Below are 26,260 nucleotides of genomic sequence, written 5' to 3' on the forward strand. Positions count from 1 at the left end.
CGAGACGACACTGTCTCCAGTCGTCTCGAGCGACGTCAGTAGACGGCGTCGTCTTCGAATCGGCCGTCGTAGGCGATGTGGCGTGGATGGGTCGGCTCGATGCCCGAGAGGAAGAGGCGATCGGCTTTCTTCCAGGTGTTCTCGTAGACGAGGTGGGCGAGTTCGGTCGCGGTCGTCGTCCATCGTCCGACTCCGTTCTCGTAGACGACTCGGCGGCCGATGTCGTCCTCGAGTGCCGACAGCAGGTCGGTTTCCGTCTCGATTGCGGTGTCGAAGGCCGTGTGTGACACGCCGACGGTTCGCGGAAGATGTGCGTACGACGAGGTAAACGGTGGCAGCTCCGCCCGCTCCGCGATGTCGCGTGCGCGGCGATTGTGCGGCGGGAGGTGTTTCGGGTTGAAGACTTCGATGGCGTCGATTAGGTCGCCGTACCGCTCGACGTCGCTCTCTTCGAGACCGACCGTCGTGAACTCCGGGTGGGGAGCGAGGACGGTCGCGTCCTGGCGTTCGAACTCGGCCATCGCCGCCTCGAGCGGGATGAAATCGGGCACCGGCTCCTCGAGGCCAAGCGCGAGGACGTGTTTGCGGTCGTGCCAGGAGCCGGTAAACACCTCTCTGCCGGGAACGACGAGCAGGTCCTCGCTCGAGTACGTCTCCGCCCGCTCTCTGATCTCGGGAAGGCGGGTGAAGTGTGGTGCGTAGACGATCACGTCGAGACCGGCACGCGTCGCTCGCTCGACGACGCCGTCGTCGAGGACCTTCACGTGGCAGTCGACGTGTCCCGCCGTTCCGTCGCGTTCGCTCACGGACTGTCGTTACCGGACAGATGAGTTATACATTCTGGTCTCGCGGTCTCGACACCCGTTCTCGAGACGAACTCGATTGTATCGCAGACGGTTGCGACGAAAAGACCATTAGGGCGGACGATCGATTGCCGCTAAATGGCCTGGGAATGCGGAATCGAAGGCTGCAACGAAGTGTTCGCCGACGCGGAGTCGGCCGTCCTCCACCAGTCGACCGAGCACGAACGGCGAGAGTGTAAGGTCTGTGGAGCGATCGTTCCGGACGGCTATCTCGCGATTCGCCACGCGTTCTCCGAACACAGCCGCGCCGAGTACGTCCGTGCCTACGGTGCCAACGCCGAAGATGTCCGTGAACGCGAGGAACTGCTGGACGAGATCGAAACCGAAGCCGACATCAAGGCGATCGCCAGCGAACTGAAACGCTAGTCGCTGCGTTACAGCCTCGACTCGAGTTCGTGACCGACGGATTCAGGTCGACATCGATGACCGTCTCGAGATCCATTCTAGTGCTTTGGCAAGCCTGAACAGATGAGTGAAACCGAATGCGGTCGTCTGGGTTCACTCAGCAGCCGACGCTTGGCGGAGTACTAGTACCGTCCCAACCGTCGACTGACGGGTCGAATCGAGCGACACCGCCAGATTCGACCCATCAGTTCAGGCTTGGCCCGCCACTAGGGGCCAACAACTGCTATCCTGCGATAGTGGCCCCGTCTCGTACTCCAGGCCGCCACTTTCGGCCCACTGCCGGGCGCGCGCGGTTGTCGCCGTAACTCGCTTGGTGTCGTTGCGCGCGCCTCGATCGGCTCGGAATGGTAGTTGATTCGACACAAAGCATATATTCCGCAGCATCCGAGAAGTGATAACGTCATGAGCCGCCGCCAGCACGTTCTCTCCCTCGTTCACAGCCCCCGCCCCACCAGTGGCGTCTTCGGCCCACATCGCAGTGCAGATGGAGGGTGTCGACTCGAGCCATGACCGACACGTCCGAGCCAGTTCCCGACGGCGTTGCCAGCTCTGCCGGCTCCGATTCGCAGTTGACGCCGGAGCCACTTCCCGTCTCGGCCGTCACCACGCTGTGTACCGATGTCGCCGAGAACGTCTCCCGCGTGATCGTCGGCCACGACGACGCGATCGAACACGTCGTCGTCGCGTTGCTCGGCCGAGGACACGTCCTGTTAGACGACGTTCCCGGCGTCGGCAAAACGATGCTCGCTCGCGCAATCGCGACCTCGGTCGACTGCAAGTTCAGCCGAATCCAATTTACGCCCGACCTCCTCCCTTCCGATGTCACAGGCGTCAACGTCTTCAACCAGAAGAACCGCGAGTTCGAGTTCCAGCCCGGCCCCGTCTTCGGTAACATCGTACTCGGCGACGAGATCAACCGCGCGCCGCCGAAAACCCAGTCGGCGCTGCTGGAAGCGATGGAAGAGACACAGGTCACGGTCGATGGCACAACCCGGACGCTGCCGACGCCGTTTACCGTGATCGCAACCCAGAACGCGGTCGACCCCGACCGAACCTACGACCTCCCGTTTGCCGAACGGGACCGCTTCATGAAGAAACTCCGTCTCGGCTACCCCGAACCCGAGCAAGAGACCGAACTGCTCGGCCGGACGGTCGGCGATCACCCGATCGAGTCCCTCGAGTCGGTAACCGACCGCGAGACGGTCGTCCGCGCACGAGAAACAGTCGCAAACGTCCGCGTCGAAGAGCCCGTCCGGGAGTACGCGACCCGGCTGGTCGGCTACACCCGGGAGCACGCCCGGATCGGTGCCAGTCCACGCGCGACGATTTCGCTGCTACGGGCAGCTCAGGCCCGTGCCGTCGTCGACGGACGTGAGTACGTCGTCCCCGACGACCTGCAAGACGAGGCCCTGGCAGTACTGAGCCACCGTATCGAGACTGGCGATCACGGCTCGAAGGACGGCGACGAACTCGTCGCCGACGCGCTCGAGTGCGTCCCCGTCGATGGACCATGAGACTGACACTCAGAGGGTGGACGGCCCTCGCTGTCGTCGGGTTCTCGGTCGCGATGAGCTGGCAGTACGGGCCTCGAGCGCTGAACGCAGTCGTCACACCTCTCGTCGTCGTTCTCGTCGCCGGTGCGGTCATGGTGATCCGATCCGACCGGCCGACAGTGAGGCGTCGGCCGGTCACCGACGGACCGATCGGTGACCGACGGACCGTGACGGTCGATGTCGAATCCGACCGTTCGACCTCGGCGACGGTCCGCGATGCGGTCGGCGACGGCCTGTCGGTTACGGACGCGGTCGACGACGGCCTGGCCACGAGCACGACTCTCGAGGCGGGAACGAACGCGATCACATACGAGTTGCGACTCGAGGAGCGAGGCGCTCACGATGTCGGTCCGGTGTCGGTCGCCGTCAGAGACGCGTTCGGCCTCCTCGAGCGTCGGTTCGCGTACGAGGAGACGACGCCCATTCACGTCTACCCGCGTCCGAGAGACCTGCGTGGCAGCGGCGACAGCCACCTCCAGTCTCTCGTCGAGTCGACCGGCGGTCACGGCACTGGTGTCGACCTTGATCACGACCGTGCCGAGTTCGATCGTCTCCGGGAGTACCGTCGGGGGGACTCGCTGCGGGACGTACACTGGAAGTCCGCGGCCAAGCGACCAGACGGGGAACTGTTCGTCGCCGAGTACGCAACCGATGCGGGCCACGAGACCGTCGTCGTCGCCGCGGAGTGTTCACCCGGCTACGAAGACGACCTCGCGACGGCAGTCGCCAGCCTCGCCACCTTCTTCCTCGAGTCGGGGCTACAGGTCGGACTCCGGACCGACGCCGACTCCCTCCAGCCGGAGGCCGGACGAGCCCATCATCGGAACCTGTTGCGGACGATTGCGGTCCTCGAGTCGGGTTCGATTTCGGACGGGGACCGCGACGAGGCGGACGTTCTCGTCACAGCCGACGAGCGAGGGACGCGAGTCGCCAGCGGCGACTGGGAACTGCCGTTCGAACGACTCGTCGGCGATAGGTACGAACGGACGTTCGATCCGAGACGGGGCCGGTCAAACGCCGACGACAACACGGAGGCGGTTCTGTGAGCCCCGATGCGTCCCGAACGACGGCAGACGGTGCCCGATCCATCGCTCTCGAGACCGACGAACCGATTGGGCCCGGTGCATTTCGACTCCTCGCGCTCGGTTGCGTGCTGGTCCTGACGGCCTCGTACGTGAGTGTCCTGCAGGACGTAACCCGGGTCGTCGGCGGGACCCAGACGCTGCTCGCGCTCGTTGGGGGGATGTTGCTGGCGGCGACGATCCTCGCACGCGCGATCAGACCGCGAACGGCGACGCTGCTTGCGGTCGTGGCGGCCGGCCTCGGCTTCGGCTACTACCTCGAGCGTACCGACGTCGGAATCGAGATCCTGTTCACGGCCAGCGACGCGATCGAGATGCTCGCCGTCGACGTCGTCACTCTTCTGACCGGCCTCGAGTTGCTGCGGATGGTGGAGGCAGGCATCTGGACGCTCGGGTTCGTGCCCGGTCCGGTTTTTCTCTCGTGGTATCTCGCGCTCCGCGGCCGTTACGGGTTGAGCGTCCTCCCCGGAGGGTTCGCCCTGCTCTTTCTCGTCCTGACGGGCGATGCAGGGACGGCCGCCACCCTCGTCGGTATCCTCGCGGCCCTCGGAGCGGTCGCTTTCGGCGACTTCGAGCGTCGTGGCGGCTCGGTTACACAGGCGGACCTGCTGGCCGTCTTGTTCGCGGTCATCGTCGCGCTCTCGCTGTCGGTCACGTTCGTTCCCGGCGGGGCCAGCACCGGTGGCGTGACGACTGGGGCCGGCGGCGACGGCACGCTCGAGGGAGCGATGGATTCGGCGTCCGAGCGTTCGGGGATTGCCGGGCAAGTGGATCTCTCGCCGGAGGTTCGGTTCACCGTCGAATCCACCCATCCGTCGTACTGGCGTACTGGCGTCTACGACCGCTACACTGGCGACGAGTGGGTCCGGACGGGACAGTCGTACGCGCTCGAGCAGGGTGTACTCGCGGAGCCGTCTGGCACTACCGATCGGATGCGCCAGACTGTCACGATCGAGACGGACCTCGGGGTACTGCCTGCGGCCGCCGAACCCGTTTACGTCGATGGAGACGTTACCGACTATACCGAGGTTTCCTCGCACGGCCATATTCAGCCGGCGACGACGCTGATCGAGGGCGACGCGTACACCGTCGAGAGCGCGGTCGTCGACCCGAGCCCGGCGGAACTGCAGACTGCAGGAACCGAGTACCCCGACGAGATCGAGGACCACTACCTCCAGACACCCGAAACGCTCTCCGAGGAGTTCGAAGAGCGGACCGAATCGGTGACCGACGGCGCGGAGACACCGTACGAGACAGCAAACGCCATCGAGACCTATCTCCGGTCGTCGAAGGCGTACTCGCTCGAGGTCGAACGCCCAGCGGGTGATGTCGCGGAGGCGTTCCTGTTCGAGATGGACGAGGGGTACTGTGTCTACTTCGCGACGACGATGGCTCAGATGCTCCGGACCGAGGGCGTTCCGGCCAGGTACGTCACTGGATACACGTCCGGTGAACAAGATGGCAACGAGTTTATCGTCCGCGGAACGGACGCACACGCCTGGGTCGAAGTCTACTTCCCCGATCAGGGCTGGGTCACGTTCGAGCCGACGCCACCGCAGCCTCGTGAAGAAGAACACACCGAGCGGCTCGCCGACGCTCGACAGGGAGACGCGGAGCTGGACCCGGCAGACGTCGAGAACGACGGTGGTGCCGAAGACGACAGCGGTCCCGGTGACGACGGGAGTAACGAAAGCGACAGCGACGGCGACGAGCTCGAACCGTCCGACTCCACATCGAACGAGACGGACGGGACCCCTGACGAGGCCGATCCCCAGTCTGTCGACGCGACGCCGCCTGATCTCGGCGAACCGAACGAGACGGTCACACAACGAGACGAGGTAACACCACCCGTTCCGCTCACACGCGAACTGCTCGTGGTCGCGTCCGTGTTCCTGGTTGGAGCGATCGCAGCCGTCCATCGGGTCGACGCGACGGTCCGTGCCCGCCGCCTGCTCGGTCGCTACTGGCAGCGTCGAACCGACGACCCCGACCGGGACGCCGAACGTGCGTTCCGTCGACTCGAGTCGCTACTGGGAGCGACGTACCGGCCGCGGAGACCAGGGGAGTCTGCACGCGGCTACGTGAGGGCACTTGCGGACGAACACGAGCTCGATCCTCGAACCGAACGTGTCGTAGATCGGTACGAACAGGCCGTCTACGGTGGTGGCGTCGGCCGCGAGGAGGCCGATCGGGCGATCGAGCTCGTCGACGAACTCGCGCGAAATCGCCTGCCGCTGGCGGGCCGGAGTCGAAACTGACGACGCGTTCTTTCAAAAAGAACCACACGAGGGCATGCGGGTCCCGATAGTGTTTAATATGGCCATTTCGTACGGAGGAACGTAATGTCGGAAGTCTGCTCGACGTGCGGGCTGCCCGAGGAACTCTGCGTCTGCGAGGACGTGGCCAAGGGCCAACAGCAACTCAACATCCGCATTGACGAGCGCAGATACGGTAAAGAGGTAACGATCGTCGAAGGATTCGATCCGAAGGATGTCGATCTGGACAGTTTATCGTCGGATCTCAAGTCAAAGTTCGCCTGCGGTGGCACCGTCGAAGACGGTCAGATCGAACTACAGGGTAACCACACCGGCCGCATCGAAGAGTTCCTTCGGGACCGCGGCTTCAACGTCGCATGAGCCCGCGATGATCTGACACCGTCGAGCGTTCTGCCCGACGGGTTCGACCCTGTCGGCTGTGTCCGGTCGGCGGAAGACGTCGACTTCCGAACCCGCGGTTCTCCGTCGCACAACTGTTCGACCGTTTTCGATCCCGCCAGCGGCGGGTCCGCTCTCATACGGACTGCTGTCCCGATGTACCGGTGCGACCTTGCACGGCACGAAGCCGTCTCGAAACTCGGCGACGCATTCACCAATCCGTCGTCTGCCGGCGGACACTCACTCGAGCGGTTGACCAGTTTCTCTGGATGCGTTATGTACCGCTTCGAAGTCGAGTAGTTTGGAAAGCCGCCGACCTTTCGTCATCACGGAAAAGCGAGGCTCTTCCGAACGGGCCCGAGGTACTCGGCTGACTCCAGCTGTAGAGTAGCCCCTCGAAATCGGCGAAACGAACGCACCAATCGTTCCGTCGGTGACGGCTGGATGCCCTCGTCTATCGACGCCGTGATGGCGGACGTTCGACGGCCGTCTTTCCAGGACCAACGAACGCATAGATCGCTTCGGAGCGTCGTAGACGTTCCGCTTTCGGTCGGATTCGTGGGTGCCAAAGAGTGTCTCTTGTCGTCGCAAGAACTGTCGGTCTGGCCACGAACGAGAGACGACACGCACTTACCGGCTCTTCGAGAACAGTCGATTATGCAGATCAAAGACCGGGAGCAACTCGAGGGCGGGCGCGAACGGATCACGGTCGTCCCCGAGAGCGTCGACGACCTCTGGCACCTGCAGTACGTTCTCGAGCCCGGTGACCGCGTCGCGGGCGATACGACCCGGCGGATTCAGCGAAACGACGACCAGATGCGCGATACGGGTGGCGAGCGCGAACACATGTGGGTCGCCATCGCTGCCGATGACGTCGAGTTTCATCGGTTTGCCAACCGGCTGCGGGTCGGTGGCGAGATCGTCGCCTGTTCTCGTGAGGACCAGCTTGGCTTTCACCACACCCTGAACGTCGAGGGGCGCGACGAGATCTCTATCGAGAAGCGGCTCAAGCCCGACCAGGAGGCTCGTCTCGAGGAAGCCGAGGAAGCGACCGAGAACCCCGACGTCGTCATCGCAACCGTCGAGGAGGGGAAAGCTCACGTCCACACGGTTGCCCAGTACGGAGCCGAAGAGCGAGCATCGATCACCGGTCCGACGGGCAAAGGCGAGTACGCCCGCGAGCGCTCGGAACTGTTCGCGGAGGTTGCCGACATCTTGAAGCGCCAGGACGCGGACGCGATCATCCTCGCCGGTCCCGGGTTCACGAAACAGGACGCTTACGACTACGTCGAGGACGAGTACCCCGAGATCGCCGAGCAGATCACGATGGTCGATACGGCGAGCGTCGGCGACCGCGGCGTCCACGAGGTACTCAAACGCGGTGCCGTCGCGGACGTCCAGCAGGAGACACGCATCGAGAGCGAAGCCGAGTACATCGACGAACTCACCGAACGCATCGCCCAGGGCGCGAAGGCGGCCTACGGTCCCGACGAGGTCCAGCAGGCCGCGGAGTTCGGTGCGATCGACGAACTGTTGATCCTCGACGATCGCCTCCGCAAGGAACGCGGCCCCGACGGCGAGTGGGACATCGATGTCGACGGGATCGTCCGCACGACCGAACAGAAAGGCGGCGAGGTGACTGTCTTCTCGAGCGAGTTTCCGCCCGGACAGCAACTCGCGAATCTCGGCGGCATCGCGGCGCTGTTGCGGTACCGACTCGAGTGACCGACTGTGATCGCGGTTTCGTCGTTCTTGTGGATGCTCGCGATCGGCCTCTACGGCGTCGGTGACCTCGTCACGACGGCCGTCGGCATACGGAACGGTCTCGAGGAGGGACAGCCGTTCGTCCGGTGGCTCCTCGGCGACTCGCCGACGGTGTGGCGGTTCGCTCTTTTCGGGCTGTTCAAGACCGGTCTGCTAGGGGGCTTCTATCTCGGCTCGCTCGCGCTCGAGGGAGTGTGGTTTCGAATCGCCGTTCCGGCAGGGATCGCCGCGATCGGTGGCTACGCCGTCTACAGCAACCTGCGTGTACTGTCGACGATGGAGACGCGATGAGGCTCGCTTCGATCGAAAGAGCGACGAGCGACTCGGCCAGAGCCGATATGACTTTGGTACGAGAGACGCGACTCTGATACATGACCGAGGAGATAGTCGCGTACGAACCGATCGGTGTCATCCAGTCGCCTTTCGATTCACCCGAGGGGATGCCAGTTCAGCCAATCGGAGCCAGTGACGCGGTCGGGACCGTCGAAGTCGACGACGCATACGCAGACGGGCTGATGGATCTCGAGGGGTTTTCCCACTGTATTCTGCTCTATCACTTCCACAGAGCCGGTGACGACGTCTCCATGCAGGTCGAACCGTTTCTCGACGAGACGGATCGTGGACTCTTCTCGACGCGGGCACCGCAACGCCCGAACCGGATCGGGCTCTCGGTCGTCCAGATCGACAGCGTCGACGGTCGGGAAGTGAACGTGCGCGGTATCGACGTCGTCGATGGGACGCCGTTGGTCGACCTCAAGCCGTTCGTGCCCGATTTCGACGTGCCGGACGACGCCGACACAGGGTGGATGGACGCCTCGACGTCGACCGTCCGATCGAAACGAGCAGACGACAGGTTCTGCTGACCGGCGACGACGTCCGACACCGTTCTCTCACTCCGTCTCACTGCTCGCAGCCACCTCTTCACCAGCCTCGATCAACTGTACCAGCACCGACGCGAACAGCGACCCCGAACTCCAGATCGCCGTCTCACCGCCGTCGTCGTCGACCACGCTCAACAGGATCGCGTCATCGTCTGCGATGACGATCCGGCCCGAGCGCTGGTCGCTCTCCCGGGAGGGAGGTGGTAAATCGATCACGACCCCTTCGAGCGAGTCGAGTCGGTCCCGAACTCGGTCGGCGCGACTGACCGCGAGTACAGTCGCCCCGGACGCTGCCCGTTCCTCGAGCGTTCGTTCGATTCGCTCCGTGACGAGTTCCGGGAGCCGCGTTCCGAAGACGATCCGTTCCTCGCCACTCGAGAGCAAGTCGACTACCCGGTCGTCGACGCGGTCCCTGCCTCGAACCGTCCAGATGTCTTCCTGGGTTTCCTCGCCGGCCGACTCGTGTTTGACATCGTCGACGTACTCGAAGGCGCGATCGCGCTCACGTTCGAATCGCTCTTGTAAGGTCTCTTGGGCCTCTTCGAGACTGACAGGCCGATACCGGATGGGGCTCGACTGCTGGATCTCGAGTAGACCGCGCTCTTCTAAGCTCTCGGCGACGGTGTAGACCTGTGACCGTGGGACGTCGGTGATGCGAGCGACGTCACGTGCGGTCCCTGCTTCCAGACGGTGGAGTGCGATAAACACCTTGGCCTCGTAGCTCGTCAGTCCGAGGCGTTCGAAGGCCTCGACTGCCTCGTTCTCGCCGACGGTCATGGATCGTCACCTTTCCCGTCGTTTTCAGCGTCGTCGAGCGCAGCCGTGCCGCCGTCGCTTGCGGTCGGTGCTGGGCGTCTCGTACGCTGTGGATCGAAGGAGGCGTCGGGCCCGAAGTATCGCGTCCACAGCACCAGCAGTGTCGGAAGCACGACGACGCTGGCCAGGAAGGCGTACGTGATCGTCAGTGCGGTGATGATCCCGAACTGCCGGAGGACGGGCAGGATCGCGAACGCGAGGGTGCCGAATCCACCGATCGTCGTCGCGGCACTACCGAGCAACGCACCACCGGTACCGGTGACAGTCGTGTGCAGTGCCGCCCAGACGTTGCCCTGCCGCTCGAGTTCGAGCGTATAGCGGGCACTGACGTGGATGCTGTAGGCGACGCCGAGCCCGATCGTGAGGCTGGTGATCATTCCCGTCAAGACGTTGAACGGCATTCCGACGAGAGACATCGTGCCGAGGATCCAGCTGGTGGCGAAGGCGACGGGTAACAGGGTCACGGCCCCGAGTGTGGCGCTGTTGCCGGCCAGCCGGTAGGCGACCGTCAGGAAGGTGAAGACGGCCACGAGCGTCACCACGAGACTCTGGAGGACGGTGACGAACAGGTCCTGTTCGACGATGTAGTTGACGATGGGGTCACCGGTTGCGATCGCGCCGAGTTCGTCGTCCTCGTGGCCGCGGTCGTCACCGACGCCGTCCGCGTCGATCGACGCTGCGAGCTCTCGCATCTCGTCGGTCGTCTCGTCGAACGCCGCGTCTCCGTCGACGGCCACGAGCAGCCGTACCGACTCGTACTCGCCGTCGTCGGTGCGGTAGACGACGTCGCGAGCGGCGTCTTCGTCGACCTCGAACAGTTCGTCGTACAGTTCCTCGACGTTCCGGTCGGGGACGTCGTTGCCCGTCGTATCTGCGTCGGTGAACGACTCGTTGAACGACTCGTTGCTCGCGGCTGTCTCTTCCATCACCGACAGTGGTCCCTCGATGTCTGCCTCTCCGCCCGGGAGCGTGTAGACCACGTCGCTCTCCGCGGCATCGTCCCGTGCGGTCTCGAAGCGCTCTAGCGTCCCGTCGTCGGCGACCGGCCCTTCGACGAGTAGCTGCACCTGGAGGTCGTCGCGCTGGAAGTTCTCGTTGACGTAGTCGAGGTCGTCGGCGGCCTGGTACTCGCCGGGTGCCATCGGTCCGGGCAGCGAGTTCGTCCACTCCGGCGGGCTCTCCGCGAGGAAGTCCTCCTCTTCGAAGCTGGTGTCGACCTGGCTCGCGCCGTAGACGCCGCCAGCGGTCAGCAACAGGACGGCGACGAGGAGGACGAGCGGGAGTCGCCGCGCGGCCACGGAACCGATCGTGAGAACGGTGGCCAGACGACCACTGCCGGTGCCGAACGCACGCCTGTGTCGGTCGAAGCCGTGTGACTCGAGGACGGAGTCGATTTCGACTTTGGCTGCGGGAACCAGTCCGCCGAAGACGACCAGCGCAGCGAGGATGCCGACGGCGCTGACGACGCCGAACTCTCGGATCGGCCCGATCGGACTGACGAGGTTCCCCAGGAAGCCGATCGCGGTCGTCGCGGTAACCCAGACCAGAGCGACGCCGACACCGGCGAGTGCGACCGTCATCGAACCCCTGACGCCGTTTCTCTGGCCGGACTCCGCCGAACCTGCGTCCACGTCGGATCGCCCTTGTCTCTGTTCCCGGTAGCGCATGAACACGTGAATCGCGTAGTCGATAGAGAGTCCGATCAACAGGACGGGAACTGCGACGAACATCTGGTTGAACGCGATCCCCGTCCACCCCATGAAACCGAACGTCCAGATCAACACTGCGACGATGCCCGCGACGCCGAGAACGATGTCCAGCGGATCGCGGTAGGCGATCAGCAACGCTGCGACGACGAACGCAAGCGCCAGCGGTCCGACGATCGTCAGGCTATCGCCCATCGACCGGTCGATTTCGTCGGTGACGACGCCGACGCCGAAGACGATCTGGTCGTGGTCGTGAGTACTCGCGAGTTCTCGGAGGTCAAGTTGTGCATCGATCACCGCGTCGTCGCCAGCCCCCATCTCGAGACCGTCTTCTCCGGTCTCCTGTGCGATCGCGGTCATCCGGGCGTCGGCCTCGGTCGAGCCGGGGTCGTACTCCGACGGCACGAACGCAAGCCCCGCGCCGCCGTCGTCGTCGTCCGACAGCGTGTCCTCGAGGGCCGTTTCGAACTCGTCGTCGCCTATCCCTTCGAGCGTCTCGATCTGTTCGTCAAGTGGCGGCCGATCGTCGTCTTCCTCGAGTTCGTCGAAGTCGTCCTCGAGTCGTTCCTGTTCCGCTTCGAGTTCGTCGAAGTCGTCCTCGAGTCGTTCCTGTTCCGCTTCGAGCTCGTCGAAGTCGTCCTCGAGTCTCTCCTGGGCTGTCTCGAGTTCCTCGGAGTCTGTCTCGAGTTCGTCGAAGTCGTCCTCGAGGACGCCCATCGTGGCGGCGGTGTAGACTCCCTCGAGTTGCTCGTTTAGCTCCTGGTACTGGAGTGCCGTCTCGGGCTCCTCGAGCGTGTTCTCGATCGCGAAGCGCCCGGATTCGATCTCCCGTGCCTCGTCGGCGAGTTCTTCGTACTCGACAGCCTGCTCGTCGTCGAGGGGGGCAGTGACTTCCGCGACGAGTGCCGCGTACTCACCTTCGATCTCCGCAACACCGTCCTGATACGCGGGGCCAGTCTCGTCGGTGGCCGCGCTCAACTCCTCGTACTCGCGCTGGAGTTCGCGCGCCTCGTCGATGCCGCTTTCGAGTTGCTCGCTGGTCGCTTCCAGTTCGGCCTGTCGTTCGCCGAGTTCTTCGCCACGTTCCTCGAGAGCACCCGCGCGCTCTTCGAGTTCCTCGCCACGCTCCTCGAGGTCGTCGCCGCGTTCTTCTAGCTCCTCGGCGCGCTCCTCGATGTCGTCACCGCGGTCTTCGAGTGTCTCGACCTCCTCGTTCGTCTCCGCCGTCATCGCGACGATGTTCTCGACGCCGGTGATCGGCTCCTCTCCGTCGTCGAGCGATTCGTTTATCGACTCGGTGTTCCGAATCTCCTGTTGGAACTCCAGGGACTCGATCAGCGACTCCTGGGAGAGAACGTTCTCGCCTCTGGTTATCAACTGGACGCTCGTCGTGTTCTCCTCGTCGTCGACGCCGAATCGGTCGTCCATCTCCGCGAGCGCCTCGGCTTCGGGCGAATCGGTCTCGAACTGCTCGAGCGAGGAGTCGTCGTCGACCATCGGTGCGCCAGCGCCGGCCAGCGCGGTCGCAAGCAAGAGGACGACGAGGACGATCCGTGAACGATTGGTGACGGCGTCGGCGATCCGTTCGGGAGCGCTCATCTACTCGTCACCTTCGGCTGCTGTCGTGGGGGCCATGCTGTTGTTGTGATCCTACAAAATCCGTGCGCCTATACGTGTTAGGATACTTATACTTATGTGACCGTCACCGATCCAAACCGGTCTGGAAAGCAACGAGTGAGCGTGGAAGGCATTAAACGCTCGAGTCCTGATCGTTTCAGGAGAGTGTTAGAAGAGAGTAAGAAATGGCAAGGAGAATACTCGCGCCTTCAGACGCGGGGGGATGTCGACGTCACTCGATGCTGATCGTCTTGAGGTCGTTTGCGAATCGGACGTCACCCTCGTAGTGAGCCCCGATCGACTCGAGCATCTCCTCGTGGCGATCGTCCGTGTGTGGATACAGGTGAGTGAGGTAAACCCGGCCAACGTCCCTGCCAGCGAGGGCCTTGCCGAGCGTCTCGGGCGTCGGATGGTTCGAGACGTCGACGTCGTCGGGGAACGAGCAGTCGTGAGCGAGGATGGCCGACTCGTCGGCGAAGTTCGCCAGGCCGTCGAAGGCCTCGCTGTCGCCGCTGAACGTAAAGCGGTCGTCGAACCGGTAGGCCAGACACGGCAGCGAGTGACGCGTCTCGTAGGCCGAGACGTCGAACCCGGCGACGGAGAACTCGCCGGCGACGACTTCCCGGATCTGCAGGTCGAGCCGACCGTCCATGTAGTCGTGGACCGACAGCAGGTCGTCGACCAGTCTCTTGGTTCCCTGTGGGCCGACGACTTCCAAGTGTTCCTCGCCGGCGAGCCAGCGGGCCTTCATCAACGGCAGCAGGTCCGCGACGTGGTCGAGATGGTGGTGGGTCAACAGGACCGTCGAGACGTTCTCGTAGCCGATACCGGACTGCTGGAGGCGATGCAGGACGCCCGATCCACAGTCGATCAGCAGGTTCCGGCCCGCTTCCTGGACGAGGATGCCGGTCTGGAACCGCTCGCCGGTCGGCATCGCAGTGCCGGTACCGAGAAAGGTGACGCGCATGCGAGAGCGTGTGCCCGGACCGGGCAAAAGGATTGTGCTGAGCAAAGCGACCGCGAGCGCGGCCGTTTATCCGGCCACCGCACGAGCGCCGACAGTTCTCGCAAGAGCGCCTCGGCCTCGTCGCCCCCTGTCCCATACACGACTGCTGTCCCGGAAGCTATTTCATCCTCTCGATTGCACTTACCAATGTTAAGAGTGCGGGCGGTGGGAGCGCCGGACCTACAACGGCTCGTCGCCGTCGACGATCCGTTTCGCTCGTGTGGCCAGCGCCGGCACGCGGTCTTCCATCAGCGGGTACATCGGATCGTCGCTGTTGCCCTCGAGGTAGCGCCGGAAGAACATCTCGCCGAGCGCAGCGAGTTTGTAGACCGCGAGCGCCCGGTAGAACCGGTCGTGTTCGAAGCTAAAGTCGGTCCGTGACTCCCAGCGGTCGACCAGTTCGCGACGGGTCGAGTACCCCTCTCGTTCCATGAACGTCGCAGTGAGTTCGGGAACCGCGGGCTCGGGGTCTTTCGGGTCGCGCCAGTACGAGAGCAGCCAGCCGAGGTCGGCCCGCGGATCACCCAGCGTCGCCATCTCCCAGTCGAAGACGCCGACGAGTTCGGGCGCTCCGTCGTCGGTCGCGTACATGACGTTGTCGAGCTTGTAGTCCCCGTGGACGAGCGTGTGCGGGTGGTCCTCGGGGGCGTTCTCCTGGAGCCACGCGCCGACATCGTAGATGTCCGGTACCTCGCGTTCCTCGGTCGTGACGTCGAATGCCCACATGAGCTGCTGGCCCCAGCGTTCGACCTGTCGCTCGGTGTAGCTGGGCGGATGGCCGAAGTCCGCCAGGCCGACCGCCTCGTAGTCGACGTCGTGGATCGCGGCCAGTGTGTCGACGAGTTCCTCGCCGATCCGTCGCCGCGACTCGAGGTCGGCGAACGCACCGGATTCGGACTCGCGCATGACTGTCCCCTCGAGGCGGTCCATCACGTAGAAGTCGCTGCCGATGACGTCGGGATCGTCACAGGCGAGGATGGGTTCGGGAACGGGCACCGCCGTCTCGGTCAGCGCCGCCGTCACCCGGTACTCCCGGAGAACGTCGTGGGCGGTCTCGGCCGTCTCACCCGGCGGCGGTCGGCGAACGACGAGTTCACGGTCACCCCACGTGACGAACAGCGTCTCGTTGGAGTGGCCTTCCTGGTGGCGCTCGACGGCGTACTCGTCGACGTCGCCGAGGTGCTCGCGCAGGTAGTCGCCCAGCGCGTCCTCGTCGACGAGTCGCTCGTAGTACTCCTCGCTCATGACTCTCCCCGACGATTCCGGGTAGCTTCGCCGCGAACGCGGGCGAACGATGCGATCGAACTCGAGAGTGTCTGGCTACCTGCCGGCATACTCGATACGATACGTTCCCCTGCCCTTAACGAAAATAGTTACGACGGATTTATACCTTACAGTGTATGTTCCAACTCACTGTTCGTCGACGATCTCGAGCACCTCGAGCGGCGACTCGATCCGGTAGGTGACGGCCGGCCCGTCCTCGGTTCCGAACGCGACGCCGTGCATGCCAACGTCGTCGGCACCGCGGACGTCGTGGTCGTAGCGGTCGCCGATCAGCAACGCTCGGCCGGGATCGACCTCGGCCTTCTCGAGTGCGACCTCGAAGATTTCGGGATCGGGTTTGGTGCGTCCGACTTCCTCGGAGGTGGTGATCGAGTCGAACGCCTCGCGGATACCGAACGACTCGAGCATGCGCTTGCCGGCACGGTCGTCGACGTCGCTGACGACGCCGACGTGGTGATCGGAGTCGGCGAGTCGCTCGACGGCCTCCACCGCGCCCGGGACGGGCTCGATCGCCTCTTCGACGTACTCGTCGAACGTCGGTTTCCACGCCGACTCGGGGACGCGTTCGCCGACCAGTTCCGCGACACCGTTCGCGTACCCCTCGCGGGCGGACCGAAACGTCGTCCCCTCGCGTTTCCGGAAGTGGTTCCCGACAGTCGTCCGCCAGAGATCGACGGCCGCCTCGCGGTCGTAATCGAGGTCGTATCGCTCACACAACTCGCCGACGAACGCCGCGTGGGCACGCTGGACGGACTCGAGGTCGAGGATCACGCCGCCGATGTCCCAGAAGACGGCCTCTAATTTCGGTCGGTCGTCACTCATCTGGTCTCCCCCTCTTCCAGCTTCTCTCACGTAACGCGTAGACCGATACGTGCATTTTTATTAACGAAGTGTGTGTATGTGGCTGTATATCTAACGATGGTAGCAAACTCATTCGGAGCAGGTGATCACGCGTGAGCACGTCCCAGTTCAGCATCGACGGCGACGTCGCCGTCGTCACCGGTGCCTCGAGCGGAATCGGGGAGGCGATCGCGGAGTCGTTCGCAGCCGACGGCGTCGACGTGGTGGTCTGTTCGCGCGAACAGGAGAACGTCGAGCCGGTTGCCGACGGCATCGCGGAGAGCGACCGGCCGGGCGAGGCACTGGCGGTCGAGTGTGACGTCACCGACCGCGAAGCCGTCGACGCGCTGATCGAGGCGACCGTCGAAGAGTTCGGCGGTCTCGACGTGCTGGTGAACAACGCCGGCGCGTCTTTCATGGCGAACTTCTCGGACATCTCCGAAAACGGCTGGAAGACGATCGTCGACATCAATCTCCACGGCACCTACAACTGCATCCAGGCCGCCGAAGAGTACCTCAAGGACGGCGGCGGGACGGTGATCAACTTCGCGAGCGTCGCCGGCCAGCAGGGCGCACCGTACATGAGCCACTACGGCGCGGCCAAGGCGGCGGTCGTCAACCTCACGACGACGCTGGCCCACGAGTGGGCCGGCGACGACGTGCGGGTAAACTGCATCGCACCCGGCTTCGTCGCCACCGAGGGCGTCGAGACCCAGATGGGGATCTCGGCCGACGACGTCGACCGATCCGAGGTCGAGCGTCGGATGGGAACCGTCGCGGAGATCGCCGACCTGACCCAGTTCCTCGCCAGTCCGGCGTCGTCCTATATCGTCGGCGAGACGATCACCGCGAGCGGCGTTCCGGACGTCATGGAGTCGCCGGACGTCTAACCCCGCCGAGCAGAAAACAGGTTACTGGTTCCGGCCGCTGGCGCTCGAGTACGCGCCGACGGCGAAAAGAACTGCGACCATAAGCAGCGTCGGCAACACCAGCGCAACGGACAACCTGGCAGCCAGTTCCGCCTGTCCGGAGCCGGCAAACAGGTAGGCACCGACGATACCGGCACCCGGGATCAATGCACAGCCGACGATCACGGCCACGAGAAGCGAGTCGCCGCCGTCTTCGGACAGGTACCGAGAGGCCATAGAACGGACAGTAGACATTCGTTAGTAATCCAGTGTCCCGCAGTTGAAAATAGTTTTTCGATCCACGTGATCTTCTCGAGAGGCCGACCGTCTCGGCCTTTGAACCGACGTCGACAGCTACAAACCGCCCATCGTTCCAGTAGTTCGTATGCCCGGGAAGGTACCACCCGACGAGTTGTTCGCACACGTCTTCGAGCGGACGGGAGACGCCGACATCGACGAGACAGTCTTGCAGGGGCCTGCGGACGGCGAAGACGCCGCTGCCATCGACTGGCCCGGTGGCGACCTCGTCGTGAGCTCCGACCCCATCTCGCTTGCAGCCTCGCAGGTGGGCAACCTCGGCGTCCACGTCGCCTGCAACGACGTCGCCGCGTCGGGTGCCGACCCGCGGTGGCTCACGGTCGTCGTCCTCCTTCCCGACGAGACGGCCGACCTCGAGACGATCACGCGAGACGTAGACGCTGCCGCCAGCGAGGTCGGCGCGTCGGTCGTCGGCGGCCACTCGGAGTACGTCGACCAACTCGAGCGGCCGCTGGTCTCGCTGACCGCGATGGGGGCGACCGAGCGGTTCGTGCCGACCGGCGGCGCTGCACCCGGCGACGTCGTCCTCCTCACCAAGGCAGCCGGAATCGAGGGGACGGCGATCCTCGCGGCAGACTTCGGCGACGACCTCGAGGTGCCACCGGACGTCGTCGACCGGGCGACGGGATTTCTCGAGGAGATCAGCGTCGTCCCCGACGCACGGGCGATCCGAGAGTACGCCACCGCGATGCACGATCCGACGGAGGGCGGCGTCGCAGCCGGGTTGCTCGAACTCGCCCGCGCCTCGGCGGTTCGACTCGAGGTCGACCGCGATGCCGTTCCGATCCGCGAGGAGACCGATCGACTCTGTGAGGCGGTCGATGTCGATCCGCTCCGAATCTTCGGCTCGGGTGGCCTGCTCGCGACCGTCCCCGAAGACGAGCGCGACGACGCGCTCGAGGCGCTCGCGGACGCCGGCCTCGAAGCGGCGAGTATCGGGACCGTACGCGAGGGAGAGCCGGAACTCCGTCTCGGTGAGGAGTCGATCGTCGAACCCGTCGCGGACGACCTCTACCCACTCTGGGAAGCAGCCGACGCATCGACTTCGTGAGGTGTGCAGTCCCGGTGACGGAGTCGCTCGTCACTCGGTATCGGCGTTGCCCCGGTCTGTCGGGGCGCTCTCGTCTTCGGCCGTTCGTTCCTCGAGAAACAGTCGGACGGCCATCGTGGGAACGAACAGGAAGAACGCGAGTAGTACGGCTCCGGAGAACGCGGTGAAAACGAACTGCGAGTAGGGCTCTACGGGTCGCAACAGGGCAGCGAGCGCCACGCCGAAAACCAGTGACACGACGGCAAGCGCGAGGAAATCTTTGAGGTAGATCGGCAGTTCCTCCTCCGGTGGGCCCTGTCCGTTGGTCATATCCGTTCTTGCGAGAGAGGACATATAACGTTGCTCACGTCGGACGATGGGATCGGTGGCGGCTAGCGGACGACAACTAGGCCGTGAACTGCCTCGAGGTCAAGTGGTTCGAGAGACTTCGTCTCTCGTCATCACGGAAGCGCAGAGATCTTCCGAACGACCCCGGGGCACTCCGCCTCCTCCGCATCGGTCACTGACGCGCCCACTCGAGCATGCGCCGGTACACCGGATCAGACTCGAGCGCGGCCGGATCGCCGACGAGCACCAGTCCCCGCTTGGGTCGGGTCAGCGCGACGTTGATCCGCCGGTGGTCCTCGAAGATCGGTCCCTCGAGCGATCCCGTCGCGGTAAAGGAAACGACGATCACCTCCTGGCTCGAGCCCTGGAACCGGTCGACGGTGTCGACGGTGACGGCGTCGGGGACGTGGTTCGAAATTTCGGAGACTTGGGCGCGAAACGGTGCGATGATGCCGATATCCGTGCGCTCGAGGCCGGCCTCTTCGTAGGCTTCGACCAGTTCCGCGATCCGAGCGGCCTCCTCGCTGTCGGTGTACTGGCTGCCGTCGCCCTCGACGGGGGCGAACGAGACGGGGTCTTGCAGGTGCTCCGGCAGGTCGGTTCGGGCGACGCCCGCGAGGTCCTCGAGCGTTCGACTCGCCACCTCGGGTTCGGCGGGTCGAAGTCGTCCATCGTAGAACTCTTGCGACGCGAACGCCTGGATACGCTGGTTCATCCGGTACTGGCGATCGAGCATGACGCCGGCCTCGGGGTGGCGGTCGACGAGCCGTTCGAACAGCGATTCGGTCAGGTCGTTTTCGGCTCGAACGACCGGCGGTAACTGTTCGTGGTCGCCGACGAGGACGAATCGATCCGCGAGGTTGACTGCCGCGTACGTGCCGGGTTCGGTAAGCTGGGCGGCCTCGTCGACCAGGGCGACGTCGAACGACTGTTCTTTCATCACCCGCGACCCACAGGTCGCGGTCGTCGCGGCGACGACCTGTGCCGCCTGGAGTTTCCCGACGCGGTCGGCAGGCTCGCCCGACCGCTCGAGCCGATAGGGCTGCATATCCTCGCGGACGCCGCTCTCGGAGCCGACGCGAACGATCCGATCGGGATCGACGATGTCCGCGAGTTGCTCGAGCAGCGCCTCGAGGACGTTGTCGACGGCGCGGTTCGTAAACGCTGAAAGGAGGACGCGTTCACCGCGTTCGACCATCGCACGGACGGCTCGAGCGATGGTGTAGGTCTTGCCGGTCCCCGGCGGCCCGTGGACGAGTGCGAAATCCTCGGCCCCTACCGCCATCCGTACTGCTTCGTTCTGGGCGTCGTTGTTGTCGACGAACGTCTCGTCGGGGCGGTCGAAAGCGGGCTTTTCCCGTCCAAAGAGCACGTCCTTCCTGCGTTCGTCGCCTTTCAGCAGGAAGTCATGCAGTGCGGCCAGCAGTCGATCGGTAGTCAGTTCGGAGGGGTAGACGTCGAGCCTGGTGACTTCGACCGGTTCGTCGGTAGTCAAGACGACCTGCTCGTCGAGCCGTTCGATCCTGGCGAGCTCCGAGTTTCCGCCGACCGGATCGCCGTCACTTGCAAGCACCAGATCACCCTCCCGGAGCTTCGAGGTCGCGCCCCCCTCGCGTCGCGCCCGGAGTTCCCAGCGCCCGCCCTCGAGTTCCCGCATCTCGACGAACTCGAGGTCGATCAGTGCGCGGTCGTCGTCGGCCCGCTGCTGGGCGTCTTGTTCCCAGAGTTTGGCGTACTCGCGGTGGACCTCGCGGCGTTCCTCCTCGATGGCCCGGTAGAATCGATCGAAGTACTCCCGTTCGGCCTCGGGGAGTGGTGTGCCGATCGCCCCGGCTTTCGACTCCTGGTCGAGCCGACCCGAGACGACCATGCAGGTGTCCTGCTCGAAACAGTACTCGCACTTGGCGTCGCCCTCGTATCCCGTCGGGATCTCGCCTTGCATCTCCATCGCGGCGATCTCGTTGCGAAGACGGACGACGAACTTCAGGAGCCCGTTGCCCATCGAGAAGTCTTTCGCGGGGGTGAGATCGCCCGTCTCCTCGTTGCGATCCAGCGCGGAGTTTTTCGTGTACAGCAGGGTGCCGGTGTCGACCTCGCCGCCGTGTTCCTCGAGCACGAGTGCATAGCAGGCGGCCTGGACTTTGTCCTTGAACCGGGGTTCTTTCTTCAGGTTCTTCCCCGTCTTGAGTTCGACCGGCGCGCCCCGGCGGATGGCGTCGGCCCGGCCGCGGATGCCAAACGTCTCGCTGATCAGCAGTTGTTCGGAGCGCCAACTATCTTCTTCCGTCAGCCGACCCTGCTCGAGCCAGCTCTCGATCGCCGCGGCGTTCTCCCGGACGTCTTCGGCGACGCTCTCGCGGGTCTCGCCGAGCAGGCCGAGTTCGAGACCACGTTCCTCGACGCGGTCGTCGATCGCTGCCTCCAGATCGCGCCCCCGAAGCAGGTCCCCGAAGACCTCGTGGACGATCGTCCCTTTCACGACGGGGTAGTTCAGCGGAATCCCGGAGAGTTTGTTGAGGTAGTACAGGCGCGGACACTCCACCCAGTTGCGGATGGCGGTCACGTTGACGAGGAAACTCGGCTCGACGACGACGTAGGAGTCCCCGGTCGTCGTGTACTGTCGTTCGCCGCGATACTCGTCTGCCTCGGCGTTCGTCACCAGCACCTCCATTCCGGGGTCGAGCAGTTCGGCGGACTCGGTCCACTTGTTCCAGAGCGTGACGGTCGTCGGATCTGTCCCGTCGTCGCTCTCGAGACGAACCGGCACTTCTGCCAGGTCGCTGTCGCCGTAGCTCGTCGACACCGAGCGCACCTCGACTTCGCCCGCGACGGTTCCGCGTACGTGCACGACTACTCGTCACGGTCCGAACGATCAAAAACGGTATCGGTCCCGGACGGTCAGCCGACGGCCGACGTAAGCATCTGTTACCGCTGACTCCCGACCGTGAAAGATCGAAACGGTCACGACTCCTTTTGAAATACCGGTCGAACCGACGGCTACCATGAGTGATCCGAACCGCGACGATCGGACCAGTCCGAGCGATCCGGACGCTGGCGACGACCCGACCGAACGGACGCCGGTCGAGACCGACTCGGGGACCGGGGCCGACTCCGGGGAACGGATGGGCCAGGGTGGTCACGAACCCCGCGACGAGTCGACGGCGATCGCGAGCGAGGAACGCCGCCGGAATACGTCGTTCATCAGCGGTATCGTCGCCGTTCTTGGCCTGTGGGCTGTCGTCTCGGTGCTGATCTACGATGTCGGTGGGGCGATCACGTGGAACAACGTTCTCGTGGGTGCCGTCGTCTTCGCCGCTGCCGGCTACAACTACTATCGGCTCTCGAACGACGTGCCGCTCAGCGTCGGCGTCGCCTCGCTCGTGGCAGTACTCGGCATCTGGTTGATCGTCTCGGCTGCCCTGCTGGAGATGATCGGTGGCATGTTCTGGAGTACGCTCGTCACTGGCCTGCTCGTCACCGGGCTGTCGGGATACAACGCCTACGAAGCACGCGAGGCAAGAGCAGTCACGAGGGAGCCAGAAACCAGTACCCAGTAACGGTACTACTGCCGGCCGTCACAGCCCGGGCCGAACTCTCGCTCGAGTTGCTGGAGTCGGTACTCAGCGGCGTGGTGGCCCGTGGCGACGACCGCAAACAAGAGCATACCGACGGCAAACCCGACGGAGACGAGCGGTGAGACGCCGTTGACGTAGCTGTTTAGTAGCTGTCCGACCGCGAGCGCTACCGGACTGAACGTGAGGAGGAGGCTCTGTACCGGCATGGCGCGAAACAGTTCGACGAGCGGGAAAGACCGGCGAGGAGACGGCGGAAACATCTGGTTACGGACCGTGGCGGCGGAGTCGTCGTATCCCTTTTGATTCGCTTGCGGCGTTGGGGTTGACCGATACGTTCATTCCCCCGGGATCACAACCGTCACACATGCGGATTCGCGAGTGGCAGGACATACTCGAGGACGTTACCGAGCAGGACGTCGACCCGGACGACTGGCGCTCCGTCGCCGGTGATCGGGCTAGCGGCGTCGGCGAGGACATGTATCTCGCGCATCCACGCGGCGGGGTCTACTTCCTGAAGACGTACGCCAAGAACCCCTTCGAGGTGCGAGGCGTCGGCACCCGGGTCGCACGAAAGGTCGACGACGACATCGATTCGTTCCTCCCCGACAACCGGGAAGCCGACCGTTTTGCCGTCCAGTCCCCGCCCGAAGACGAGGACCACGCCGAATCTGTCTCGAAGCGTCTCGAAACCGTTCTCGAGGCCCACGCGGACGCCCCGACGACGCCACAGGATCTGTTCGACGACGTGATGGCGGCCCTCGAGAGCCCCGCGTTCGGACCGATGGAGTACGACCAGTACGACCGGCCCGACGAACTCGAGGAACTCGCCGACAGGTTCGAGGAGGCCGAGGAACTGCTGGACGCGGAACTCGAGGAACTGGTCGAGACCGACGAGGTCGACCGCGGGTTCATGTAACCGCCCCCATCCGTTCAAGCCCCTGCGCTCGCGTCCAGAGGATCTATCTTCGTTCGGGATGCCAGTCTGTCCATGAGCGACACCGCCGCAGACGTCGTCAGAGAGTACTACGAACGGCTCCGCCGGAACGACCCCCTCGAGCCGTACTTCCTCGTGGACGAGTCGACCGTCAAGTTCGGGATCAGCGAGTCGGCGTTCGGCTACGACGAGGTCGAAGCCACGCTCCAGCACCAGCGAGAGACGACTCGTGGGTGGGTGGTCGAGAGCGAGACTCTGCGGGTCACAGAGCGCGAGGCGTTTGCGACGTTCGCTGACGAGGTCCGGATGGCCTGGACGGCCGACGACGGCGGCGAAAACGAGTTCGACGCTCGCTGGAACGGGACACTAGTTCCGACCGAAGACGACGAGGGGCCGGCGTGGTCGTTCACCACCATGCACGTCAGCGCAGCACACGACCTCTGAGCCGATGAGCCGAGGGCGCACACCCGACTCGAGCGACAGAGCGGACGGACGACTTGCCGTCGCGTTCGTGGCACTGGTCGGGCTCTCCAGTGGAACGATGGCACTGCAAGGTGGCGCGTCGGTGCCGATGGTGGGGCTGGCGACGGCGGGAGGCCTGGCAGCCGGTGGTGTCCTGGCGTGGTACCTGGCCTGGACCGTCGGGTGACTGGTCAGCGGTCGACACGCCGGAGCCACGCCTTCGGGGTGTCGAGTTCGCTGTGACTCGGGAGATACGCCGGCCCCTCCCAGACCAGACTCGCCGTCTCGAGGTCACGGGCTTTAGCGATCGTCTCGAAGAAGTGCTTGCCGCGTTCGTATTGGCGGCGCTTCAACCCGAGCCCGAGCAGCCGGCGCAACAGTTGCTGGATCGGGCCGCGACCCTGGCGGCGCTCGTCTAGCTTCCGACGCAGGTCTGCGTACTCGTCGTCGAAGGCGTGATCCATCAGCAGTTCGGCGTACCCCTCGACGACGGTCATCGCTGCGTCCAGTTCCCGGAAGGCCGACCGATCGAACGACCCCTCCGACAGGGTCGCGATGCCCTGCTCCATGCGTTGCTCTAGGTGCTCTGAGAGCCACGGTGCGGCCCCAAACTCCGCGGCGTGGGTCACCTCGTGGAAGGCGATCCAGCGGCGGAACCGGTCTGGGTCGACCTCGAGTGCGTCGGCCGCCGCGAGGATATTCGGACGGACGAAATACAGCGCGTGGTCGTCGTCAGGTGCCTCCGCGAGCAAGAGCGGATCGTACTGGCCGAGGACGTTACGGCCGAGAAACGAAAGCAGGACAGTCATCGATCCCGTGTTGAGCGTCCGTGCGACGGCCGGGAACGCACCCGATGGGGCGTGGTCCTCGAGCGTTCCCATCACGCGTTCGAACGTCGCCACGTTGGCGTCGATCCAGTGGTGGCGGTTCTGGATCTCGACCGTCGCCGGCACGTCGAACTCGAGGCCGGAAACCGAGCGGACGCCGTCGCGGGCGTCGCGGACATCGCGAGCGTAGGCCTCCCGTTCGCCGGGTGCGAGCGCGATCGATCCTGGGTCGGTCGCGGCCTTCGCAGCCTCGGCTGTCGACTTCCAGTCGATCACGTCGTCGCCGGACGCCCCGGCAACTGCCCGAGCGCTACGATAGAGGTTCACGACGGTGAATACGAGAAGCGAACGCAAAAGCGTTCGGTCGGTCTAGTTGACGATGACGTCTGGCTCCTGTTCGTGTTGCTCTTCTGTCTCGTCGTCGCCGCCGCGGAACTTCCGAACCGCGACACCTGCAACGACGAGGACGGCGAGTGCGATCACCGCACCGATGGCCTTGCTGGCGCTCTCGTCTGTCTCTTCCTCGGGTTCGGTCTCCGTGTCCGGTTTCTCCTCGGGCGACGACGCTGCCTCCGAGCCAGTAACGGTCTCGGGCAGCGGCAGGGCGTCGAGCGTGCGGGGACCGAACTGCGTGTCGCCGTCTAGGTGCAACTCGAGGAAGGTAAACTTTCGTTCTCCCATATCCACAGCGTCAACGACTGAACACTTAGCCGTTTGGTTCGGTTTTCGTGCTATACTGCGACATTACCGACGGTCTCGAGCGGGTTCGATCTCCCTCTGGCGACCTCTTGAGTCTCCTCCCCGCGCTTTGGAGGGGGTTGTAGGCTCGCGTTGAATCGCGATCGGCGGCAGCGGGGACCGGTACGATTAAGTAGCCGTCAACAGCCGTCTTTCGTATGAGTGGACGACCGCTCGACGTCCTCGAGGCGTCGCTGGGTGAACGGGTTTCCGTACGGCTCAAGAGTGGCGACGAGTACGTCGGCGACCTTGCCGGCTACGACCAGCACATGAATCTCGTGCTGGAGGACGTGACGAGTGCCGCCGACGAATCAGTCACAGACGACGAGTCGATCGAAGACACAACCATTATACGCGGCGATAACGTCGTTTCGATCACTCCATGACTGGTGCAGGAACCCCGAGCCAAGGCAAGAAGAACAAGACGACCCACACCAAGTGTCGTCGCTGCGGAGAGAAGTCCTACCACACTAAAAAGAAGGTCTGTTCGTCGTGTGGCTTCGGCAAGTCGTCGAAGCGCCGCGACTACGAGTGGCAGTCGAAGGCCGGCGACAACTGAACGGAACTGATCGGTCGGTTCTCGGCCGCCGAACGCGACCGACTATTGATTACGGCCGGTTTCGACGCACTTTCTCACTACAGTAAAGTC

The 26,260-nt window shown here is 64.3% G+C and carries 28 protein-coding genes; 16 read left to right on the forward strand and 12 right to left on the reverse strand.

Going from position 1 to position 26,260, the window contains the following annotated elements; all coding sequences use genetic code 11:
• Positions 1-35 precede the first annotated feature (35 nt).
• On the reverse strand, positions 36-806 hold the full coding sequence (locus NATGR_RS10005; protein ID WP_005577500.1) for a PHP domain-containing protein: 771 nt from the start codon (positions 804-806) through the stop codon (positions 36-38).
• Positions 807-941: 135 nt separating this feature from the next.
• Here NATGR_RS10005 and NATGR_RS10010 point away from each other — a divergent pair, with 135 nt between their 5' ends.
• The 8 genes from NATGR_RS10010 (at position 942) to tsaA (ending at position 9,184) form a co-directional block, all read left to right on the forward strand.
• Entirely contained in the window at positions 942-1,229 is a 288-nt protein-coding gene (locus tag NATGR_RS10010; RefSeq protein ID WP_005577499.1) for a DUF7565 family protein, read from the forward strand.
• A 545-nt stretch (positions 1,230-1,774) separates the two neighbouring features.
• Positions 1,775-2,782, forward strand: a complete 1,008-nt coding sequence (locus tag NATGR_RS10020) for an AAA family ATPase (protein WP_005577495.1) — start codon at positions 1,775-1,777, stop codon at positions 2,780-2,782.
• Positions 2,779-3,867: a DUF58 domain-containing protein gene (locus NATGR_RS10025; RefSeq protein ID WP_005577493.1), complete on the forward strand. Its 1,089-nt coding sequence runs from the start codon at positions 2,779-2,781 to the stop codon at positions 3,865-3,867. Before NATGR_RS10020 ends, NATGR_RS10025 begins: the two co-directional genes overlap by 4 nt.
• Entirely contained in the window at positions 3,864-6,161 is a 2,298-nt protein-coding gene (locus NATGR_RS10030; protein ID WP_005577491.1) for a DUF3488 and transglutaminase-like domain-containing protein, read from the forward strand. Before NATGR_RS10025 ends, NATGR_RS10030 begins: the two co-directional genes overlap by 4 nt.
• 84 nt (positions 6,162-6,245) lie before the next feature.
• Positions 6,246-6,539, forward strand: a complete 294-nt coding sequence (gene yciH, locus NATGR_RS10035) for a stress response translation initiation inhibitor YciH (RefSeq protein WP_004217450.1) — start codon at positions 6,246-6,248, stop codon at positions 6,537-6,539.
• Between the two features lie 675 nt (positions 6,540-7,214).
• Positions 7,215-8,282: an mRNA surveillance protein pelota gene (locus NATGR_RS10040; protein WP_005577479.1), complete on the forward strand. Its 1,068-nt coding sequence runs from the start codon at positions 7,215-7,217 to the stop codon at positions 8,280-8,282.
• Positions 8,283-8,288: 6 nt separating this feature from the next.
• Entirely contained in the window at positions 8,289-8,612 is a 324-nt protein-coding gene (locus NATGR_RS10045) for a hypothetical protein (RefSeq protein ID WP_005577478.1), read from the forward strand.
• Between the two features lie 80 nt (positions 8,613-8,692).
• Positions 8,693-9,184, forward strand: a complete 492-nt coding sequence (tsaA, locus tag NATGR_RS10050; protein WP_005577477.1) for a tRNA (N6-threonylcarbamoyladenosine(37)-N6)-methyltransferase TrmO — start codon at positions 8,693-8,695, stop codon at positions 9,182-9,184.
• Between the two features lie 27 nt (positions 9,185-9,211).
• On the opposite strand, the gene NATGR_RS10055 is transcribed toward tsaA, so the two are convergent.
• The 5 genes from NATGR_RS10055 to NATGR_RS10075 form a co-directional block, all read right to left on the reverse strand.
• The gene (locus NATGR_RS10055) at positions 9,212-9,979 is read right to left on the reverse strand and encodes a TrmB family transcriptional regulator (protein ID WP_005577476.1); all 768 of its coding nucleotides are present in this window, start codon (positions 9,977-9,979) and stop codon (positions 9,212-9,214) included.
• Positions 9,976-13,323 carry an MMPL family transporter gene (locus tag NATGR_RS10060; RefSeq protein ID WP_005577475.1) on the reverse strand — a complete coding sequence of 1,116 codons (3,348 nt, stop codon included), beginning with the start codon at positions 13,321-13,323 and terminating at the stop codon, positions 9,976-9,978. Before NATGR_RS10060 ends, NATGR_RS10055 begins: the two co-directional genes overlap by 4 nt.
• 250 nt (positions 13,324-13,573) lie before the next feature.
• On the reverse strand, positions 13,574-14,308 hold the full coding sequence (locus NATGR_RS10065) for an MBL fold metallo-hydrolase (protein WP_005577474.1): 735 nt from the start codon (positions 14,306-14,308) through the stop codon (positions 13,574-13,576).
• Between the two features lie 219 nt (positions 14,309-14,527).
• Positions 14,528-15,592: a phosphotransferase family protein gene (locus NATGR_RS10070; protein WP_005577473.1), complete on the reverse strand. Its 1,065-nt coding sequence runs from the start codon at positions 15,590-15,592 to the stop codon at positions 14,528-14,530.
• 165 nt (positions 15,593-15,757) lie between these two features.
• Positions 15,758-16,453, reverse strand: a complete 696-nt coding sequence (locus NATGR_RS10075) for an HAD family hydrolase (RefSeq protein WP_005577472.1) — start codon at positions 16,451-16,453, stop codon at positions 15,758-15,760.
• 131 nt (positions 16,454-16,584) lie between these two features.
• Between NATGR_RS10075 and NATGR_RS10080 the strand changes: the two genes are divergently transcribed.
• Entirely contained in the window at positions 16,585-17,361 is a 777-nt protein-coding gene (locus tag NATGR_RS10080) for an SDR family NAD(P)-dependent oxidoreductase (RefSeq protein ID WP_005577471.1), read from the forward strand.
• 21 nt (positions 17,362-17,382) lie between these two features.
• On the opposite strand, the gene NATGR_RS10085 is transcribed toward NATGR_RS10080, so the two are convergent.
• Positions 17,383-17,616, reverse strand: a complete 234-nt coding sequence (locus tag NATGR_RS10085; protein ID WP_005577470.1) for a hypothetical protein — start codon at positions 17,614-17,616, stop codon at positions 17,383-17,385.
• A 148-nt stretch (positions 17,617-17,764) separates the two neighbouring features.
• On the opposite strand from NATGR_RS10085, the gene NATGR_RS10090 reads away from it, so the two are divergent.
• Positions 17,765-18,748 carry an AIR synthase family protein gene (locus NATGR_RS10090; RefSeq protein WP_005577469.1) on the forward strand — a complete coding sequence of 328 codons (984 nt, stop codon included), beginning with the start codon at positions 17,765-17,767 and terminating at the stop codon, positions 18,746-18,748.
• A 30-nt stretch (positions 18,749-18,778) separates the two neighbouring features.
• Here the strand turns inward: NATGR_RS10090 and NATGR_RS10095 are convergent, their stop codons facing one another.
• Together NATGR_RS10095 and NATGR_RS10100 are read right to left on the reverse strand one after the other, a co-directional pair.
• Entirely contained in the window at positions 18,779-19,057 is a 279-nt protein-coding gene (locus NATGR_RS10095; RefSeq protein ID WP_005577468.1) for a hypothetical protein, read from the reverse strand.
• A gap of 190 nt (positions 19,058-19,247) precedes the next feature.
• On the reverse strand, positions 19,248-21,923 hold the full coding sequence (locus tag NATGR_RS10100; protein WP_005577467.1) for an AAA domain-containing protein: 2,676 nt from the start codon (positions 21,921-21,923) through the stop codon (positions 19,248-19,250).
• 154 nt (positions 21,924-22,077) lie between these two features.
• On the opposite strand from NATGR_RS10100, the gene NATGR_RS10105 reads away from it, so the two are divergent.
• Positions 22,078-22,632, forward strand: a complete 555-nt coding sequence (locus NATGR_RS10105) for an SPW repeat protein (protein WP_005577466.1) — start codon at positions 22,078-22,080, stop codon at positions 22,630-22,632.
• Positions 22,633-22,637: 5 nt separating this feature from the next.
• Here the strand turns inward: NATGR_RS10105 and NATGR_RS10110 are convergent, their stop codons facing one another.
• Positions 22,638-22,856 (reverse strand): hypothetical protein, encoded by a 219-nt coding sequence (locus NATGR_RS10110; protein WP_005577465.1) that lies wholly within the window; start codon positions 22,854-22,856, stop codon positions 22,638-22,640.
• Between the two features lie 158 nt (positions 22,857-23,014).
• Between NATGR_RS10110 and NATGR_RS10115 the strand changes: the two genes are divergently transcribed.
• The 3 genes from NATGR_RS10115 (at position 23,015) to NATGR_RS10125 (ending at position 24,233) form a co-directional block, all read left to right on the forward strand.
• Positions 23,015-23,566 (forward strand): hypothetical protein, encoded by a 552-nt coding sequence (locus NATGR_RS10115; protein WP_005577464.1) that lies wholly within the window; start codon positions 23,015-23,017, stop codon positions 23,564-23,566.
• A 72-nt stretch (positions 23,567-23,638) separates the two neighbouring features.
• The gene (locus NATGR_RS10120; RefSeq protein WP_005577463.1) at positions 23,639-24,028 is read left to right on the forward strand and encodes a nuclear transport factor 2 family protein; all 390 of its coding nucleotides are present in this window, start codon (positions 23,639-23,641) and stop codon (positions 24,026-24,028) included.
• Positions 24,029-24,032: 4 nt separating this feature from the next.
• Entirely contained in the window at positions 24,033-24,233 is a 201-nt protein-coding gene (locus NATGR_RS10125; RefSeq protein WP_005577462.1) for a hypothetical protein, read from the forward strand.
• Between the two features lie 4 nt (positions 24,234-24,237).
• Here the strand turns inward: NATGR_RS10125 and NATGR_RS10130 are convergent, their stop codons facing one another.
• Positions 24,238-25,200 (reverse strand): zinc-dependent metalloprotease, encoded by a 963-nt coding sequence (locus NATGR_RS10130; protein WP_005577460.1) that lies wholly within the window; start codon positions 25,198-25,200, stop codon positions 24,238-24,240.
• A 42-nt stretch (positions 25,201-25,242) separates the two neighbouring features.
• A complete protein-coding gene (locus NATGR_RS10135) occupies positions 25,243-25,554 on the reverse strand; it encodes a hypothetical protein (RefSeq protein WP_005577458.1) in 312 nt (103 codons plus the stop codon).
• Positions 25,555-25,769: 215 nt separating this feature from the next.
• Here NATGR_RS10135 and NATGR_RS10140 point away from each other — a divergent pair, with 215 nt between their 5' ends.
• Both NATGR_RS10140 and NATGR_RS10145 read left to right on the forward strand, forming a co-directional pair.
• Complete coding sequence (locus NATGR_RS10140) at positions 25,770-25,997, forward strand: LSM domain-containing protein (protein ID WP_005577456.1); 228 nt, start codon at positions 25,770-25,772, stop codon at positions 25,995-25,997.
• Positions 25,994-26,170 (forward strand): 50S ribosomal protein L37e, encoded by a 177-nt coding sequence (locus tag NATGR_RS10145; protein ID WP_005577453.1) that lies wholly within the window; start codon positions 25,994-25,996, stop codon positions 26,168-26,170. The genes NATGR_RS10140 and NATGR_RS10145 overlap by 4 nt, the downstream gene beginning before the upstream one ends.
• Positions 26,171-26,260 lie beyond the last annotated feature (90 nt).

The sequence above is a fragment of the Natronobacterium gregoryi SP2 genome (genome assembly GCF_000230715.2).
GTDB classification, from domain to species: Archaea; Halobacteriota; Halobacteria; order Halobacteriales; family Natrialbaceae; genus Natronobacterium; species Natronobacterium gregoryi.